Source organism: Mesorhizobium sp. M0276 (assembly GCF_040321755.1).
Classification (GTDB): Bacteria; Pseudomonadota; Alphaproteobacteria; order Rhizobiales; family Rhizobiaceae; genus Mesorhizobium.
Map to the genome: position 1 here is coordinate 30657 of NZ_JAMYSC010000017.1, position 15625 is coordinate 46281.

Sequence of the window (15625 nt, forward strand, 5' to 3'; positions counted from 1 at the left end):
TGACTGACGCGGTGGACATCCACACCGGTTCACGCACCTGGCATGCGCACGCCAAGATCAATCTTGCGCTGCACGTCACCGGCAGGCGCCCCGACGGCTATCATCTGATCGAGAGCCTGGCGGTGTTCACCCGTTTTGGCGATAGGGTCGAAATCGCGCTGGCTGAAAATGATGATTTTGTCGTGTCAGGCCGCTACGCGCCGGCCGTCCCCGTCGACGCCAGCAATCTGGTGCTCAGGGCGCGCGATGCCCTGCGACAGGCGGTCGGGCAAGACAAGACCCCACCTGCCTCGATAAAGCTCGAAAAGAACCTGCCGGTTGCCTCCGGCGTCGGCGGCGGTTCGAGCGACGCGGCAGCCGTGCTGCGCGGGCTGGTTGAGATATGGAGCCTGGACATCGACGGCATCGAGCTGGCGCGGATCGGCCTCTCGCTTGGCGCCGACGTGCCAATGTGCCTGGCGGCTAAGCCGCTGGTAGCGCGCGGCATTGGTGACGAGCTTTCGATTGTGCCGGATTTTTCGGCGCTGGGGCTGGTGCTGGTCAATCCGGGCACGTCGGTTTTGACGGCCGACATCTTCGCAGCGCTTGCCCGTCGCGACAATGAAGCGCTACCGCCGCTGCCGCACAGCATCGACTTCCATAGCCTGCGCAACTGGCTGGAGATCACCCGCAATGATCTCGAGCCGGCAGCCATTGCGATGCAACCCGCTATCGGCAGGGCACTTTCCTGGCTTAACAAGGCTGGATCGGGTTTTTCACGCATGTCCGGGTCGGGCGCCACGTGCTTCGGCTTGTTCGAAACCGGCAATGTCGCCAAGCGCGCCGCCGCCGAGATCCGTGGTCGCCAGCCCGACTGGTTCGTCGCCGCGACGCGCAGCATCGCCTCGGAGGGAGCTGATGGCCAGAATTGACGAGAGCCGTTCCTTCATTCCCATACGCATCGCGGTGCTGACCGTTTCCGACACGCGCGGCCTTGCCGACGACAAATCCGGCCAGACGCTGGCCGACCGCATCGCCGAGGCCGGCCATATACTGGCTGCCCGCGATGTCGTCACCGACGATCGCGATAAAATCCGCGACCAGGTTTTGACGTGGTCGCGGGACAAAGATATCGATGTCGTCATCACCACCGGCGGCACCGGCTTCACAGGCCGTGACGTGACGCCGGAAGCGCTGGAGCCGATCTTCGAAAAGCGCATGGACGGCTTTTCGGAAGTGTTCCACCGCATCTCCTACGACAAGATCGGCACCTCGACGATCCAGAGCCGGGCGACCGGCGGCGTCGTCAACGCCACTTTCGTCTTCGTGCTGCCGGGCTCACCCGGCGCCTGCAGGGATGCCTGGGACGGCATCCTAAAGGCGCAGCTCGACTACCGGCACATGCCGTGCAACTTCGTCGAGATCATGCCGCGCCTGGACGAGCATTTGCGGCGCGGCAAATCGGCTCCGTAAAAGCCAAGGCCAAGCGCCGGTTCGACAGATGCCGCGCCAAGCCAGGCGCCGCGCTCGCCGGATGCCTGTCGGGATGAACTTCGGGTCGTCAGCTCTCAGCGGATGACCGGCTCGCCATGAAAGCGACGGCGCGACGGCGGCGATACGCCGAAGCCGACTTCCATCATCAGCCTCGGCGTGCGCGACGGCACAGTGCCCATGTGGAAGCCGAAGGGGTCCTCGACGAAACCTAGTCCTGCTTCTCCAGTCAATGTCACCGGGCTCTGCTCGCCATAGACATCCAGGACCTCTTGCGCGGCATGGCCGACGAGGAGGGTGAGCTGATGCTTGAGGCTGCGTCTTTTATGGCTGCCTCGCACATAGACGTGTGGACCGGTCTCGGCATCGACAGGCTTGAGGTAAAAAAAGAATTTCAGCATGCGCCAGTCGTCGAGGTCGAAATGATACTTGCCGAGCGAGGCAAGGTTCTTGTCGGCGTCCGAAGCGGCACCCGTCGGAAAACTCCACCAGACCCGCGTCGTGATCAGTTTTGCCTGACCGCCGAGATAGTGCGCGGCAATATCCAGAAGCAGCGGGTCGCGCTGGACGGCGAGCGCCGCCTCGCAATCGAGGATGCGCTCGAAAAAGTGCCCGCTGAGCAGCGAGCGGCCAAAGCGCTTCTCAGCTTCCGCATGTTCGTCCGGCATGAATTCGAGACGGCGGTCGAAATTGCCGAAGCAAGGCGTGCGCTGGGCGAAATCGGCGATCTCCTCATGGATATCAGACGGCAGGACGAGGCCCGAAAACAGCCCGTCGGTGCGCAGCGCTTCGACCACCGCTTCACGTTCGACACCGGCGAACATCGTATCCGCCGTATCGACGACCGGACGGGCGCGCTTTGCGCCCAGCCAATGCATGCGGCGCCCAGGCATTGTGCGCGCCAGCACAAACATCGGCAGCCAGGCAGGGTTTTCCCGCAGGTCCGTCAGATAGGTTGGAATGCGCACGGCGATACGCCGCAGCAGACTGCCGTTGCGCGCAATGGCCTCTAGGCTGGCCGTGCCGGATTTGTCGGGCGTTGGAAGGTTCATCGGGTCCTCGATATAAGGGCACCACCAATGCTGCATCGGTGTTCACCACTCGGCATGACCCAAACCCAACTCACCCGCTTTGTCCGGAAGCTAACCGCGTGTCAGATTTTGTGCAATGCACAATGACCAGAGCAGGTGCAAAAAACTCAGCGCGGAGAGCGGCGTTCCCGCTTCGCCGGCGCCATCCAAATCTCGGCGTCGAGCCGCTTTGTCGCGAGGCCGCGGGCGATGGCCTCGGCGCTGACGGCACTCCTGGCCGAGGCCTGACGCTTGCTGATCAGCAATCCGTCGGCCAAGGCACGGTTTGCGGAAAAGACGCGAGCCAGGAACGGCTTGCGGCTGCCGCGCGCCCGCGAAAACCGTGCCGCCATGGTTTGCCTGGCCGTATGGTCGACGACCGCGTCGATCCAGCCCTCCATCAATCGTGCGCCCGGCTCCAGGAGCAGCAACCAGTCCCCCTTGGCTTGCCGGATCCCCGTGGCGATGCCGCCCGTCACGTAGTGACAGCCGGCATGCTCGGCCACACGATGCGTCTGGTCGGTAGAGCCCGTGTCACAGACGATGACGTCACGCACCACGCCCTCAACCGCGCCGCCAATCAGCGAGGCGAGCGTGCGGGTAAGCCCTTCCTCGTCATTGCAGGTTTCGATGAGAACACTAAGCATCGTTAGCCGATAGCGGAAAGCGCGGCATAGCGCCAGTTATCCAGCGAGCCATAAAAAGTTCTTGCTTTGTTCTCATCAACAGAATAGGAATAATTTCATGAACAGAGCGATTCGACACAACACGGACAGTCCTTGGGAGCGGGCGAAGATGGAACAGATCGTGCGCGCCGACATTGCAGCTTTCGGAGCTGGACGGGCCGAGTTGGCCAATGCGATGATCGAGCAGAGTGGCGTGCGTGTCCGGCCGGACCGCAACCGCGGCAGGTCGGCAGGCATCAATCCGTCCGGTCGGTTCGAGCCGGTCAGCCGGCATGTTTTCGACGATGGCTGGAATTCGCTGGAAGAACTGCCGCCCTTCAAGACCGAAGTGCAGGTCGAGAAGCCGCGCACCATCATCACCCGCAACGAATCGCCCGATATCTCCTTCGATCGTTCGATCAACCCTTATCGCGGTTGCGAGCACGGCTGTGTCTATTGTTTTGCCCGGCCGACGCACTCGTTCATGGGTCTGTCGCCGGGTCTGGATTTCGAATCCAAGTTGTTCGCCAAGCCAGATGCGGCGCGCTTGCTCGACAAGGAGCTGTCGAAGGACGGTTACCAGCCACGAACCATCGCTATCGGCACCAACACCGACCCCTACCAGCCAATCGAGAAGCAATACCGGATCATGCGCGAGATCCTCGAAGTGCTGGAGGCGCGCGGTCATCCGGTCGGCATCGTCACCAAATCCGCTTTGGTGACGCGCGACATCGATATCCTGTCGCGCATGGCTGAGCGGGGGCTGGCCAAGCTGGCGCTGTCGGTGACGACGCTCGATCGCATGCTGGCGCGCACCATGGAGCCGCGCGCGTCGACGCCCACCAGGCGGCTGGAGGCGATCCGGCAGCTTTCGGATGCCGGCATTCCAGCGTCGGTCATGGTGGCGCCGATCATTCCCGGGCTGACCGATCCGGAGATGGAACGCATCCTCGATTCGGCACGCGCCGCCGGTGCGCGCGAGGCGGGTTATGTCGTGCTGCGCCTGCCGCTGGAGGTCAGCCCGATCTTCAAGGATTGGCTGCTGCGCCACTACCCCGATCGCTACCGCCACGTGATGTCGCTGATCCGATCGATGCGTGACGGCAAGGACTACGATTCGGAATGGGGCAAGCGCATGAAGGGCGCCGGTCCCTATGCCTGGCAGATCGGCCGGCGCTTCGAGATCGCAGCCAAGCGGCTCGGCCTCAATGCCGAACGGCGCACGTTGCGGACCGACCAGTTCGTTGCTGCTGCCAAAGACCAATTGCAGCTGACGCTGCTTTGAGAATGCAATTCACTGCGGCGGCTTGATCTGCCGCAGCACAGGAATCCCGTCCGGCCCGCCCCGGCCTGCAGACGGTGCCCTCCCGGTCCGGCGCCCCACCCGACCCGGAGGGACTTGCGGAGAATCGGAGCCGATGCGAACCTCGCCGCAACATGGCTCGCGCGCGTTCTGATTCTCCGCCTCTCTTTGAGATCATCGAGAAGCCCGACTTCTCCTTCGAGACGAAGGCGATGGCTGACGGTCTGTGGCCGGTTGCGGGCATGGATGAGGCCGGCCGCGGTCCCTTGGCCGGACCGGTGGTGGCCGCTGCGGTTGTGCTCGATCCCGCCAACATTCCTGACGGGCTGGACGATTCCAAGCGCCTCACCCATTTGCAGCGCGAGGCCCTGTTCCTGCTCATTCTCGGCTCCGCGCAGGCGGTCTCAATGGCCTCGATCAGCGCCGAGGGCATCGACGGCAGCAACATCCTAAAGGCAAGCCTGGAGGCGATGCGCCGCGCCCTGATCGGGCTGTCGGTCCAGCCGAAGCTCGCGCTCGCCGACGGGCGCGACGTGCCGCCAGGACTGCCCTGCGCGGGGCGCGCGCTGATCAAGGGCGACCAGCGTTCGCAATCGATCGCCGCCGCCTCGATCGTCGCCAAGGTGATGCGTGACCGCATGATGTGCGGCTGCGGCAACCATCACGACCGCTATGGCTTCGAGTCCCACATGGGCTACGCCACGGTCCGCCATCGCATCGCGATCGAGGCGCATGGTCCCGTGCCGCGGCTGCACCGCGTGTCGTTCGCGCCGTTCAGATTGGGCGGGACCGAAGTGGCGGAAGACGAGAGCCTGGTCGGATTGGAGTGAGCCACGGCGATGTCAGCCGATCTCCCCCCTTGAGGGGGAGATGTCGCCGAAGGCGACAGAGGGGGTCGGCTCGACTGGGCACGACGCCATTTTTCAGCATTGATCAGGCCAGCGCTTCATGCGCGGCGACCCCCTCTGGCCTGCCGGCCATCTCCCCCTCAAGGAGGGAGATTGCGCGCTCGGCCGCCTCGCCAATCTGGTTTCCCACAACAAAAAAGCCGCCAGGTTTCCCGGGCGGCTTTCGATGATTGGCTAGACGGATCGTCTAGTTCAGCTTCGACTTCACGTCCACGAGCGAAGCCTTGAACAGCTCGGCACCCGCCTTGGCGTCGATCTTGCCGGCGAGCAGCGTGCGTGCGGCCTCGACGGCGATATCGACGGCGCTGGCGCGGACTTCACTGATGGCGTCACGCTCGGCCTGGCCGATCTTCTGTTCGGCAAGCGCGGTGCGCCTGACGACATAGTCCTCGGTCTTCTTGTGCGCGTCCGCGGCAAGCATGTCGGCTTCGCGCTTGGCGGCGGCGACGATGGCGGCGGCCTCCTGCTCGGCTTCCTTGCGCTTGCGCTGGTATTGGCCAAGCAATTGCTGGGCCTCCTCGCGCAGCCGGCGCGCTTCGTCCAGCTCGTTGCTGATCCTGTCGGCGCGCGCGTCGAGCGCCTTGGCGATCAGGCCAGGTACCTTGATGTAGATTGCAACGCCGAGGAAGATAACCAGAGCTACCGTGGCCCAGAGCGTTGCGAGAGAGGTGTAGTCCATGATGCGCTCCTCACCGGGCCACGGATTTGACCGCAGCCGTGATCTCGGCCTTGCTGGCCTTGCCGCCGACCAGGGCCTCGACGATCGCCGAAGCGGTATCCTCGGCGATGCTGCCGACTTCCTTCATGGCATTGGCCTTGATGGAAGAAATGCGGGCCTCGGCCTCGCCAAGCTTCGCATCGAGCGCGGCCTCGACCTTCTTGCGTGCGGCCTCGGCCTCGGCCTTGGCCGCATCGTTGGCCTGCTGGCCGATCGCGTTGGCCTTGGTCTTGGCTTCCGCCAGTTCCTGCTCGTAGGCAGCAACAGCGGCGTCGGCCTCGCCCTTCAACTTGGCTGCCTGGTCGAGATCCTGGCTGATGCGGTCGTTGCGGACATCGATGATGCCCCCGACGCGCGGCATCACCACCCGCTTCAGGAAGAGGTAAAACAGCCCGAAAGTGATCGCCAGCCACAGTAGCTGCGACGGGAACGTCGCAGGGTCGAATGGCGGAAACGTGCCGTGCGCTTCGGCAGGCACGCTGGTGCCGGATTGCGTCTCGCCTTCCGTCGCAGCGTGGCTGGTATCGGCAGGCGCGGACTCTTGCGCGAAGGCAGATGTCACGAACATGGACTATCCCCGAAATTCGGGCCCGCCGCTTGCGCGGCCGACCCGTCCAATCTTCTCATGGCTTAGCCAAAGAGGGCTCAGCCGAACAGGGCCAGAAGCGCGATCAGAAGCGAGAAGATGCCCAGAGCTTCGGTCACCGCGAAGCCGAAGATCAGACGGCCGAACTGGCCATCGGCAGCCGACGGGTTGCGCAGAGCGCCCGCCAGGTAGCTGCCGAAGATGTTGCCGAGGCCAATGCCCGCGCCACCCATGCCCAGGCAAGCGATGCCGGCGCCGATGTACTTTGCTGCTTCTGCGTCCATTTGTTCAACTCCTTTGGATCTAAAAATTCCGTTGCGATTTCATCCGGCGCCAATGCTGGAAACTCTTGGGCCGGAAACTTTTGCTCAGTGCCCGGGGTGCAGGGCGTCGTTGAGATACATGCAGGTCAACACGGCAAAGACGTAGGCCTGCAGGAAGGCGACCAGCAGTTCCAGCGCCGTCAGCGCCACCGCCATTGCCAGCGGCAGAATCGAGCCGGCCACCCCGACCGCGCCGAGCGCGCTCAGGCTGACGACGAATCCGGAGAACACCTTCAGCGTGATGTGGCCGGCGAGCATGTTGGCGAAAAGACGAACCGAGAGGCTGACGGGGCGCGACACGAAGGAGATCACCTCGATCAGCACCACCAGCGGCAGCAGGAACACCGGCACGCCATGCGGCACGAACAGCTTGAGGAAGCCAAAACCATGCTTCATGAAGCCGTAGACGACCACGGTCGAGATCACCAGGATGGCCAGACCGAAAGTGACGATGATGTGGCTGGTGACGGTGAAGAAATACGGGAACAGGCCAAGCAGGTTGGCGACCAGCACGAACATGAACAGCGAAAACACAAGTGGGAAGAACTTCATGCCTTGCGTGCCGGCGGCATCGCGCAACATGTTGCCAACGAACTCGTATGCCATCTCGGAGACCGACTGAAGGCGGCCCGGAACCAGGCTGCGGCTCGACGTCGTGAGAAACAGAAACGCTGCGGCGACGACAACTGTCGCGACCATGAACAATGCCGAATTGGTGAATGACAGATCGTAGCCGCCGATGTCGATCGGAATCAGCTTGTTGATATGGAACTGGTGGATCGGATCGACCTTGTCAGCTGCCACGTTCAAACCCCGTCAATGCCGCGTACGGCCTCGTTACCACTACCGCCATGAAGCGCGGTCATTTCTTGTCGTCCTGGTCACGGCGCGATCTGTCGCCCTGTCCGAATTCTGCCACAACGCCCGCGGAACGCATCACATTGAGCACGCCGGCGCCAAAACCAAGCAGCAGAAACACGATCAGACCCCATGGCGATGTTCCCGCCAGACGGTCGATGATCCAGCCGATACCGGCACCCACCACCACCCCGGCGATAAACTCGCTGGAGAGTTTGAGCGCCTGGCCATAACCGGCCACACTGCCCGCTTTCGCGTCGTCTTTCCCCTCGAGCCGGTCCGGCCGCCTTGTCGCGAGCGATGCTTCAAGGTCACGCCGGCGGCGCTCAAGATCGTCGTCGCGGATGTCGGGTTCATGCTGCTTGCCGCGGCCGGTTTCTCCGGTTCCGCCTGGCCCATTCTTGTCGGCCATCGCAACCCCCCTGCCCGGTCAGACCGTCACCGTCCGTCCGCTTCTAAAGTCGCCGGCAACATAGTTAGAGGGTTTGCGCCCGTCAAGCCACGGGCGGAAGTTCATTGCCATGTATTTTAGGCAGCAAAATCAATGGATTAGAAAGGTGCGACATCGTGCCCGCCATGGTGACGGGGACGCACGGCGCGAATCCCCCGAGCAATGGCTCTTCGATCGACGGCGCGCCGTGCCAAAGATCAGCGATCTGTTGCGCGCTCAGCTCCAGCCGCCGCCATAGGTCCGATAGAAGATATGCAGGCCGATCTTGGTCATCTTCTCCATCGTGCGGGCCCAGCCGGGATGGACGTATTGGGCGTAATAGTGGGTCGACGATCCGACCTCAGGGATGAATATCTTGCCGGCGGTGACGGCCATGGCGATATCCTGGGCGGTCTTGTAGGCGGCAGGACTGTCGATGCGCTTCTTCCTGCCGTCGCAGGCAAAGGAGAACTGGCAACGGTTGAACCAGCTGTCGTTCTGGTAGACGACGCCGCAGATCGAATTCGGATAGGTCGGGTTGCGGACGCGGTTGAGTATGACCTGGGCGACGGCGGCCTGGCCACGTACGGATTCGCTCCTCGCCTCGAAATAGATGCCATTCGCCAGGCATGCCTGTTCCGGTTTGGAGAAGACACTGGCGGGCAGCGGGTTCTGGATCCACGAATGATCGCCCTTGACCATCGGCGGAATGAAGCGGCCCTCATTGGGCTGCTCGTCCTGAAGCAGCGCTTCGAACGGCGATGCCTTGGCATAATCGGGCTCGGACTGCGCATAAGCGGTCGCCAGCACGTCCGGATGGTCGTTGTTGACCAGTGCGGCAAGCATCGCCGGCACGCCGGGATCGGGCTTTTTGTCCTCGCGCGCATGGAATGCCGCGGCGATCTGGATTTCCTTGCCTTTGATCTGCGGCTTGGCGAAGGCCATCTTCAGGCCGCTGTCCATGCTGGGCCGCAGCAAGGAGGAGGTGCGCTCGAAGATCGAGCCGGCATTGAAGTTCTTCGGCGGTGCGACGGGCGACACCATGACGATGCGGCCTTTTTTGTCGGCGCGCATGACGCGATCCTCGTCGGGCGTGGCGCTTACCTTGCCGCCCTTGCCGCGAAAAGAGACGTTGCCGACGCCGGCCAGGTGGACACCCGATCCGGAGATGGACTCGGTGACATCGGAATCGACAAAGGGCATCTCGGCCGCGTGGGTCGAGCCGGCAATGGTTTTCTCGACGTAGGAATTCCAGCGGGTGTTCGACGCTTCGAGGCCGGAAACGAGGCTCGTCATGTCCTGGTAGGCGGCGACGGTCGGAAAGCCGATCCAGATGCCGAGACCGATGACCAACGGAGGCAGAAAGCCACGCCTCTCACCGGCAGCGGCGACAAGCCGCTTCAACACACGTCGATGCACGGAACTCTCTCCAGGAACGCTATAGACCCCACTGGAGAGCAAAATGATGCATTAACCTTGATGGGACGTTAACAGGTTCGATCGGGTTCTCCCGGTCTGCTCGAGGTCGTGGTTCCGAACTCGGGCGGTTTTGCGGCCGAAGTCAGGCCGGCCGCAGGAAGACCGGCCAGGCGGCAAGTGCGCAGATGGCGGCCGATAGCCAGACACTGGACCATGACCAGAGATGCAAGAGTCCCGGAATGACCACCGGCACGAGGAAGAAGCCTATGAAAACGAAGCTGTTGGCCAGGCTGAGCGCGGTTCCGACATGGCCGGCACCGGCAAGCGTGGCAAGCTCGGTATAGGCGACGCCGTGCCAGGCGGAGACCGAGACTCCTGCGACAATAAGCACAACGGGAAGGACCGCCATCAGCAAGAATTGTCCGCCTGACATGGCGGAACTGACCAAGACCAGCAGCCAAAGCACGGCGAAGGCAAATGCGCTCAGCGCACTGCACAGGCGAAGGAACTGGCGGCGGTTGCCGTGGCGGTCGGTGAAGCGGCCGCTCCAGATGCGCATGACCATGGCACCGATCTGCACGGCGGCGAGGCTCGCACTGATCGCTGCCGTTCCCAGACCGACGAAGTCGTGCAGGAACACGGAGGCGAAGGTGAGCACCGCCACCTGCGGAAGGCAGAGCAGGCCGATAGCAGTCGCGATGCGCCAAACGTCCAGATTGCGCAGCGGCGCCGGTCCGGCCATAGCCGCCGCAGCGGGATGGCCCTCGTCCGTCGGCGGCGGCTCGTGCAGCCAGCGCCACGCGAACAGGGCAGAGAGGGCGGATGCACCCGCCAGGACGCCGAACACGGCGGCAAAGCCGAAAGCCAGGGCAAGCGAGGGCAAAGCGAGCGCGCCAAGACCGCCGCCGAGCGGCACCGCCGTCTGCCTGATGCTCATGGCAAAGCCGCGCTCGTTTTCCCGGAACCAGCCCATGATGGCCCGGCCGCTCGAACCATTGACGCTGCCGCCGAGCAGCCCTGTGATGAGCAGGCTAGCGCAGAGCAGCGTGACATCGGGAATCCCGGCCCTTGTCGGTACAACCAGCATCGCCATGACGAAGAGCCACGCCGCCGTGGCGCCAAGCCCGGTCAGAAGCACGCGCCGATCACCCCAGCGATCGGTGAGCAGGCCCCATGGCAGTTCGCTGAGCGCAACCCCCAGACCCAGAAGGCCGAGGGCCAGACCGAGTTCGGCGTTGGCCAGATAATACCCCTGGCGCAGCACGACCGCCGTTGCCGGTATGCCGGCGAAGGTGGCCGAGAAGCTGGCATTGGCGGCAACGCCGATGCCGAGAACTTTCCAGCGATGGCCGGGCTTGAACGCCTTCCCGGCGGAGCCGGCAGCCGTGTCTTTCAAACGTCCCGGCGACTGTCGATCGGTGCAATTGACGATAGCGGACATGATTTGTTTCCCGTGCTTGGCCAGCGGCCTGGGCCTTGACGGTCTGTCTCTAGCGCCGTAGCTTCATCCTTAAAATCAGGAAGTTTTAAACCGACCATTCTGAAAATCGGGATTATGTATGCGACGCGTAACCTTCGATCTCGACGTTCTCCGCAGCTTCGTCACCGGCATGGAACTGGGCAGCTTTGCCAAGGCGGCCGACCGGCTTGGCCGGTCGACGTCGGCGGTCAGTGCGCAATTGAAGAAACTGGAGGAGCAAGCTGCGACGCCGATCTTTCGCAAGTCGGGACGCGGCCTCGCCTTGACCGAGGCCGGCGAGACCATGCTCGGCTATGCGCGCCGGCTGATCGAATTGAATGACGAGGCGGCATCCGCTATCTACGATGTCGAACTGGAGGGCTGGGTAAGGCTCGGCCTGCAGGAGGATTTCGGCGAGGCGGTGCTGCCTGACGTGCTCGGTCGCTTCGCCCGCGCCCATCCCAAGGTCAAGATCGAAGCCAGGATCGCGCGCAGCCACGAGCTTGCCGAACGGATCCTGTCAGGCAGTCTCGACATCGCGCTTGCCTGGCACAGCGGCGACACGCTGCCCTACAGTGAACATGTCGCCGATGTGCAGATGCGCTGGATCGGCCCGGCAAAGCGCATTGAGACCAGCCTGCGCCACGGTGAGCCACTGCCGCTGGTGGCGCTCGAAGCGCCATGCCTTTTGCGCACGGTTGCAACCGAAACGCTCGACCGCGCCGGCCTGTCCTGGCGAATGTCGTTTTCCAGCCCGAGCCTTGGCGGCATCTGGGCGGCCGTTGCGGCGGGGCTGGGGCTGACGATCCGCACCGATATCGGCCTGCCAGCCAGCGTCAGCGCGATGACGCCGGAGATCGCCGGATTGCCGGCGCTGCCCAAGCTGGCGCTATTCCTGTATCGCAAGGACGCTGAAGCCGAGCCAGTGGCGGCCCGCCTCGCCGACATATTGCTGGATGCAGCGCGGCAGGCACTGCCCAAAAGTGTGCAGGCCAGCGACAGCGGCTTGCGCGACGTTGCGTGATCGCCAGACGGGCGCCGACGCTCAATTGCGTTTCTTGGACCTGCCGGCGAATGGGTTGTCCGAAGTGCGCAGCGCAATGCGGATCGGCACGCCGGGCATATCGAAGGCTTCCCGCAGGCTGTTGGAGAGATAGCGGACATAGGATTGCGGCATCGCATCCGGCCGCGAGCACTGAACGATGAAACCCGGCGGCCGGGTCTTGGCCTGGGTGACGTATTTGACCTTCAGCCGGCGCCCGGCCACGGCGGGCGGCGGGTGGTGCGCCAGGATGCCTTCCAGCCAGCGGTTGAGCTTGCCGGTGGAAACGCGGCTGTTCCACACCTTATGCGTCCTGATGACGGCATCCATCAGCTTGTCGAGGCCGCGCCCGGTCTCGGCCGATACGGGCACGGCCTGAAGGCCCCGCGCCTGCGGCAGCAGCCGTTCCGTCTTCTCGCGCAATTCGGCCAGAAGCTCCTGGGGATGGTCGATCAGGTCCCATTTGTTGAAGGCGATCACCGGCGCGCGACCTTCGCGGATGATCAGGTCGGCGATCTGCAGATCCTGCTTCTCGAAGGGAATGGTGGCGTCGAGCACGATGATGACGATCTCGGCGAATCGGATGGCACGCAGGCCATCCTGCACCGACATCACTTCCAACTTTTCGTGAATCCTGGCCTTGCGGCGCATGCCGGCCGTGTCGAACAGTTTCAGGCGGCGGCCATGCCAATCCCAGTCGACGGAGATGGAATCGCGGGTGATGCCGGCTTCCGGTCCGGTCAGCAGCCGTTCTTCGCCGATCAGCGCGTTGATCAGCGTCGACTTGCCGGCATTGGGACGACCGACGACGGCGATGCGCATCGCCTTGGTATCGTCATAGCTGTGCTCGGCATCCGGATCGCCGATATCCTCGCCGATCAGAACCTCGCCGGCAGCGACTTCTTCGTCTTCGCCATCTTCATCTTCGCCGAAAGCACGCGCTTCGCCGAGCGCTTCGATCACGGCATCGCGCAAATCGGGCATGCCCTGGCCATGCTCGGCCGAGACCGGGATCGGCTCGCCAAGGCCGAGTTCCCAGGCCTCCAGCATGCCGCCCTGGGCACCTTTCGCCTCAGCCTTGTTGGCGACCAGCACCACGGGCTTGCCGGACTTGCGAACGATCTCGGCGAACGTCCGGTCGTCGGGCAGCAGGCCGGACTTGGCGTCGATGGTGAAGAAGATCAGGTCCGCCTCGCGGATGGCGATCTCGGTCTGCGCGCGCATGCGGCCCGGCAAGGTCGAGGCAGCCGCATCCTCGAAGCCGGCGGTGTCGATGACGTCGAAATGCAGGTCGTATAGCTTGGCGGCATGGACACGGCGGTCGCGGGTGACACCCGGCGTGTCGTCGACAAGCGCCAGCTTCCTTCCCACCAGCCGATTGAAAAGGGTCGATTTGCCGACGTTAGGTCTGCCGATGATGGCGGCTTTGAAGGTCACGACGCACTGCCCGACCCACGGATCAGCTCGGACATCAACGTTGCGCGCTCGCGGGTGTTGCGCGGGGCGCCGTCATCGGCGGCGATCTGGTCGAACAGCTTTAGCGCATCCTGGGTCTTGCCTTCCTTCCAGGCAGAAAGGCCGAGGGCCTCGCGCGCCGTATGGCGCAAGGTGTTGGTGTCCGATGTAAGCGCCTCGACACGGCTGGAGACGTCGGCGAAGGAGCCATGGTCGACAAGCAGGAGCGCTGCCCTGAGACGCGCCATGTCGCGAATGCCCTGGGGAATGGCGGTGTCGGCGGCAACATCGTCGAAATCCTTGACGGCGGCGGCGAAGTCGCCCTTGTCGGCCTTGACGGTTGCGCCGCGCATGCGGGCGAGCAACGGATAGGCGCCGTAGCCATCCTTCTCCAACTGATCGAGCGCGGTCAGCGCTTCATCGTTCTTGCCGTCATTGGCAAGCTTCAGCGCCTGCGAGAAGGCATCGCCAGAGCGGTTGGCGCGCGTCTCGTCCCAATAGCGATAGCCGACAAAGGCCGCAGTGCCGAGCACCACGAGGATCGCGAGGACAAGCAAGGCGGGACCGAAGCGGTCCCACAGCGCCTGCGCCTGGTCGCGACGCATCTCGTCGTTAACTTCACGGATAAAACTGTCGTCCGACATCGATCAAAACCATTCCTGCCCGGTCGGGCCTTTGTCAGCCCGCGTTTTAGCGAAATTTTGTCGGCATGGAAGGGGTTCAACCGGAAAATCGCCCATTCCCTGGGGCAAACGGATGTTTGCCCCGGGCGAGCAGCCGAAAAGACCAATCGCACCAGCGCCACATTTCGAGGATAGCCGGCTTCCAGACGTCTCCCCCCAAAGTGCAGCTCAGAAAAGCGCAGATCAGATTGCCGATGTACCTTCCGTTCCGTTTTGCTACTTTTTCCCTCGCTGCGCTCGCCACTGCCGGGCAGGCTCTGGCCGATCCGCCCGCGCCGCCAATGCCGGCAAAGCCCAAGCAGGCCGTCATCATCTCGTTCGACAGCGCCCGCGACATTTCGCAGTGGGAGCGTAGCCGGGCACTGGCAGAGCGCACCGGCGCGCACTTCACCTACTTTCTCTCCTGCGTCTTCCTGCTGTCGCCAGAAACACGCATGCAATACAACGCACCCGGCAAAAGCGCCGGCAAATCCAATATCGGCTTTGCCGCCTCGAAACAGGAAGTCACCGAGCGGCTCGAACAGATCGGCCTTGCCGCCTCCGAGGGTCACGACATCGCCGGCCATGGCTGCGGCCATTTCGACGGCAAGGACTGGAGCAAGGCCGATTGGCTGAAAGAGTTCAGTTCGTTCGAACACATTCTTGAGAACGCCTATGCGATCAACGGTGTTGCGCCCGAACCCCAGGGCTGGCGCAACTTCGCGCGGCATGCGGTGGTCGGCTTCCGCGCGCCGTATCTGTCGGCGAACAAGGCCCTCTACGAGGCGCTGCCGGCGGCCGGCTATCAGTTCGACGCGAGCGGCGTCTCGCAGGGGCCTGCCCGGCCGGTGGCCGGCAACGGCATCATGCAGTTTTCGTTGCCGCAGATTCCGGAAGGACCGAAGTCAAGGCTGGTGATCGCCATGGATTACAATCTCTATGTCAGGCATTCCGGCGGGTTCGAGCAGCCAGGCAAGTCGAACGAGTTCGCGAACCGCACCTATGATGCCTTCCGCGCCGCCTTCGACAAGCAGTATGCGGGCAAGCGCATTCCGCTGGAGCTCGGCTTCCATTTCGCGCTGATGAATGACGGCGCCTATTGGAATGCGCTGGAGCGCTTTGCCGGCGAGGTCTGCGTCAAGGCCGATGTCGAATGCATCAGTTTTCGCGACTATGTCTCGCGGCAAGACGCTGCCCCGAAGCAGGCTTCGGTCGGCGGCTGAGCCGCCAACCCGATTCGATTTCCAACCTCGGCCT

The 15625-nt window shown here is 63.5% G+C and carries 17 protein-coding genes; 6 read left to right on the forward strand and 11 right to left on the reverse strand.

Annotated elements, in window-relative coordinates:
* The first annotated feature begins 11 nt into the window (after positions 1-11).
* Together NKJ01_RS15510 and moaB are read left to right on the forward strand one after the other, a co-directional pair.
* Positions 12-911: a 4-(cytidine 5'-diphospho)-2-C-methyl-D-erythritol kinase gene (locus NKJ01_RS15510; RefSeq protein WP_352729258.1), complete on the forward strand. Its 900-nt coding sequence runs from the start codon at positions 12-14 to the stop codon at positions 909-911.
* The gene (moaB, locus tag NKJ01_RS15515; RefSeq protein ID WP_352729120.1) at positions 898-1452 is read left to right on the forward strand and encodes a molybdenum cofactor biosynthesis protein B; all 555 of its coding nucleotides are present in this window, start codon (positions 898-900) and stop codon (positions 1450-1452) included. Before NKJ01_RS15510 ends, moaB begins: the two co-directional genes overlap by 14 nt.
* Before the next feature lie 95 nt (positions 1453-1547).
* Here moaB and NKJ01_RS15520 read toward each other — a convergent pair whose 3' ends face one another.
* Positions 1548-2522 (reverse strand): hypothetical protein, encoded by a 975-nt coding sequence (locus NKJ01_RS15520; RefSeq protein ID WP_352729122.1) that lies wholly within the window; start codon positions 2520-2522, stop codon positions 1548-1550.
* Positions 2523-2668: 146 nt separating this feature from the next.
* The gene (locus tag NKJ01_RS15525) at positions 2669-3187 is read right to left on the reverse strand and encodes a glycosyltransferase (RefSeq protein ID WP_023759069.1); all 519 of its coding nucleotides are present in this window, start codon (positions 3185-3187) and stop codon (positions 2669-2671) included.
* A gap of 148 nt (positions 3188-3335) precedes the next feature.
* On the opposite strand from NKJ01_RS15525, the gene NKJ01_RS15530 reads away from it, so the two are divergent.
* Both NKJ01_RS15530 and rnhB read left to right on the forward strand, forming a co-directional pair.
* Positions 3336-4490: a PA0069 family radical SAM protein gene (locus NKJ01_RS15530; RefSeq protein ID WP_352729260.1), complete on the forward strand. Its 1155-nt coding sequence runs from the start codon at positions 3336-3338 to the stop codon at positions 4488-4490.
* A 152-nt stretch (positions 4491-4642) separates the two neighbouring features.
* A complete protein-coding gene (gene rnhB / locus NKJ01_RS15535) occupies positions 4643-5338 on the forward strand; it encodes a ribonuclease HII (protein ID WP_352729124.1) in 696 nt (231 codons plus the stop codon).
* A 265-nt stretch (positions 5339-5603) separates the two neighbouring features.
* Here the strand turns inward: rnhB and NKJ01_RS15540 are convergent, their stop codons facing one another.
* The 7 genes from NKJ01_RS15540 to NKJ01_RS15570 all read right to left on the reverse strand — a co-directional run bounded on the left by NKJ01_RS15540 (position 5604) and on the right by NKJ01_RS15570 (position 11191).
* Positions 5604-6095, reverse strand: coding sequence for a F0F1 ATP synthase subunit B (locus NKJ01_RS15540; RefSeq protein WP_023759065.1), 492 nt, complete (start codon positions 6093-6095; stop codon positions 5604-5606).
* 10 nt (positions 6096-6105) lie between these two features.
* Positions 6106-6702: a F0F1 ATP synthase subunit B gene (locus NKJ01_RS15545; protein ID WP_352729126.1), complete on the reverse strand. Its 597-nt coding sequence runs from the start codon at positions 6700-6702 to the stop codon at positions 6106-6108.
* Positions 6703-6779: 77 nt separating this feature from the next.
* Positions 6780-7004 carry a F0F1 ATP synthase subunit C gene (locus NKJ01_RS15550; protein ID WP_006206606.1) on the reverse strand — a complete coding sequence of 75 codons (225 nt, stop codon included), beginning with the start codon at positions 7002-7004 and terminating at the stop codon, positions 6780-6782.
* Positions 7005-7088: 84 nt separating this feature from the next.
* Entirely contained in the window at positions 7089-7847 is a 759-nt protein-coding gene (locus NKJ01_RS15555; protein ID WP_352729128.1) for a F0F1 ATP synthase subunit A, read from the reverse strand.
* A gap of 58 nt (positions 7848-7905) precedes the next feature.
* Positions 7906-8313 (reverse strand): AtpZ/AtpI family protein, encoded by a 408-nt coding sequence (locus NKJ01_RS15560; protein WP_023759062.1) that lies wholly within the window; start codon positions 8311-8313, stop codon positions 7906-7908.
* Positions 8314-8568: 255 nt separating this feature from the next.
* Entirely contained in the window at positions 8569-9750 is a 1182-nt protein-coding gene (locus NKJ01_RS15565) for a cell wall hydrolase (protein ID WP_352729130.1), read from the reverse strand.
* Between the two features lie 142 nt (positions 9751-9892).
* On the reverse strand, positions 9893-11191 hold the full coding sequence (locus tag NKJ01_RS15570; RefSeq protein WP_352729132.1) for an MFS transporter: 1299 nt from the start codon (positions 11189-11191) through the stop codon (positions 9893-9895).
* Positions 11192-11309: 118 nt separating this feature from the next.
* Between NKJ01_RS15570 and NKJ01_RS15575 the strand changes: the two genes are divergently transcribed.
* Entirely contained in the window at positions 11310-12233 is a 924-nt protein-coding gene (locus NKJ01_RS15575; protein WP_352729134.1) for a LysR substrate-binding domain-containing protein, read from the forward strand.
* A 21-nt stretch (positions 12234-12254) separates the two neighbouring features.
* Here NKJ01_RS15575 and der read toward each other — a convergent pair whose 3' ends face one another.
* Together der and NKJ01_RS15585 are read right to left on the reverse strand one after the other, a co-directional pair.
* Positions 12255-13688: a ribosome biogenesis GTPase Der gene (der, locus tag NKJ01_RS15580; RefSeq protein ID WP_352729136.1), complete on the reverse strand. Its 1434-nt coding sequence runs from the start codon at positions 13686-13688 to the stop codon at positions 12255-12257.
* Positions 13685-14350 carry a tetratricopeptide repeat protein gene (locus NKJ01_RS15585; protein WP_352729137.1) on the reverse strand — a complete coding sequence of 222 codons (666 nt, stop codon included), beginning with the start codon at positions 14348-14350 and terminating at the stop codon, positions 13685-13687. Before NKJ01_RS15585 ends, der begins: the two co-directional genes overlap by 4 nt.
* A gap of 233 nt (positions 14351-14583) precedes the next feature.
* Between NKJ01_RS15585 and NKJ01_RS15590 the strand changes: the two genes are divergently transcribed.
* Entirely contained in the window at positions 14584-15591 is a 1008-nt protein-coding gene (locus NKJ01_RS15590) for a polysaccharide deacetylase family protein (RefSeq protein WP_352729139.1), read from the forward strand.
* The last annotated feature ends 34 nt before the right edge of the window (positions 15592-15625 follow it).

What these genes read in the sequence shown, in the direction of transcription:
- NKJ01_RS15590 (WP_352729139.1), top strand. Translation starts at nt 14,584, where the DNA reads ATGTACCTTCCGTTCCGTTTTGCTACTTTTTCCCTCGCTGCGCTCGCC.
- NKJ01_RS15585 (WP_352729137.1), bottom strand. Translation starts at nt 14,350, where the DNA reads ATGTCGGACGACAGTTTTATCCGTGAAGTTAACGACGAGATGCGTCGC.
- NKJ01_RS15540 (WP_023759065.1), bottom strand. Translation starts at nt 6,095, where the DNA reads ATGGACTACACCTCTCTCGCAACGCTCTGGGCCACGGTAGCTCTGGTT.
- NKJ01_RS15545 (WP_352729126.1), bottom strand. Translation starts at nt 6,702, where the DNA reads ATGTTCGTGACATCTGCCTTCGCGCAAGAGTCCGCGCCTGCCGATACC.
- NKJ01_RS15570 (WP_352729132.1), bottom strand. Translation starts at nt 11,191, where the DNA reads ATGTCCGCTATCGTCAATTGCACCGATCGACAGTCGCCGGGACGTTTG.
- rnhB (WP_352729124.1), top strand. Translation starts at nt 4,643, where the DNA reads ATGGCTCGCGCGCGTTCTGATTCTCCGCCTCTCTTTGAGATCATCGAG.
- NKJ01_RS15520 (WP_352729122.1), bottom strand. Translation starts at nt 2,522, where the DNA reads ATGAACCTTCCAACGCCCGACAAATCCGGCACGGCCAGCCTAGAGGCC.
- NKJ01_RS15530 (WP_352729260.1), top strand. Translation starts at nt 3,336, where the DNA reads ATGGAACAGATCGTGCGCGCCGACATTGCAGCTTTCGGAGCTGGACGG.
- moaB (WP_352729120.1), top strand. Translation starts at nt 898, where the DNA reads ATGGCCAGAATTGACGAGAGCCGTTCCTTCATTCCCATACGCATCGCG.
- NKJ01_RS15575 (WP_352729134.1), top strand. Translation starts at nt 11,310, where the DNA reads ATGCGACGCGTAACCTTCGATCTCGACGTTCTCCGCAGCTTCGTCACC.
- NKJ01_RS15525 (WP_023759069.1), bottom strand. Translation starts at nt 3,187, where the DNA reads ATGCTTAGTGTTCTCATCGAAACCTGCAATGACGAGGAAGGGCTTACC.
- NKJ01_RS15550 (WP_006206606.1), bottom strand. Translation starts at nt 7,004, where the DNA reads ATGGACGCAGAAGCAGCAAAGTACATCGGCGCCGGCATCGCTTGCCTG.
- NKJ01_RS15560 (WP_023759062.1), bottom strand. Translation starts at nt 8,313, where the DNA reads ATGGCCGACAAGAATGGGCCAGGCGGAACCGGAGAAACCGGCCGCGGC.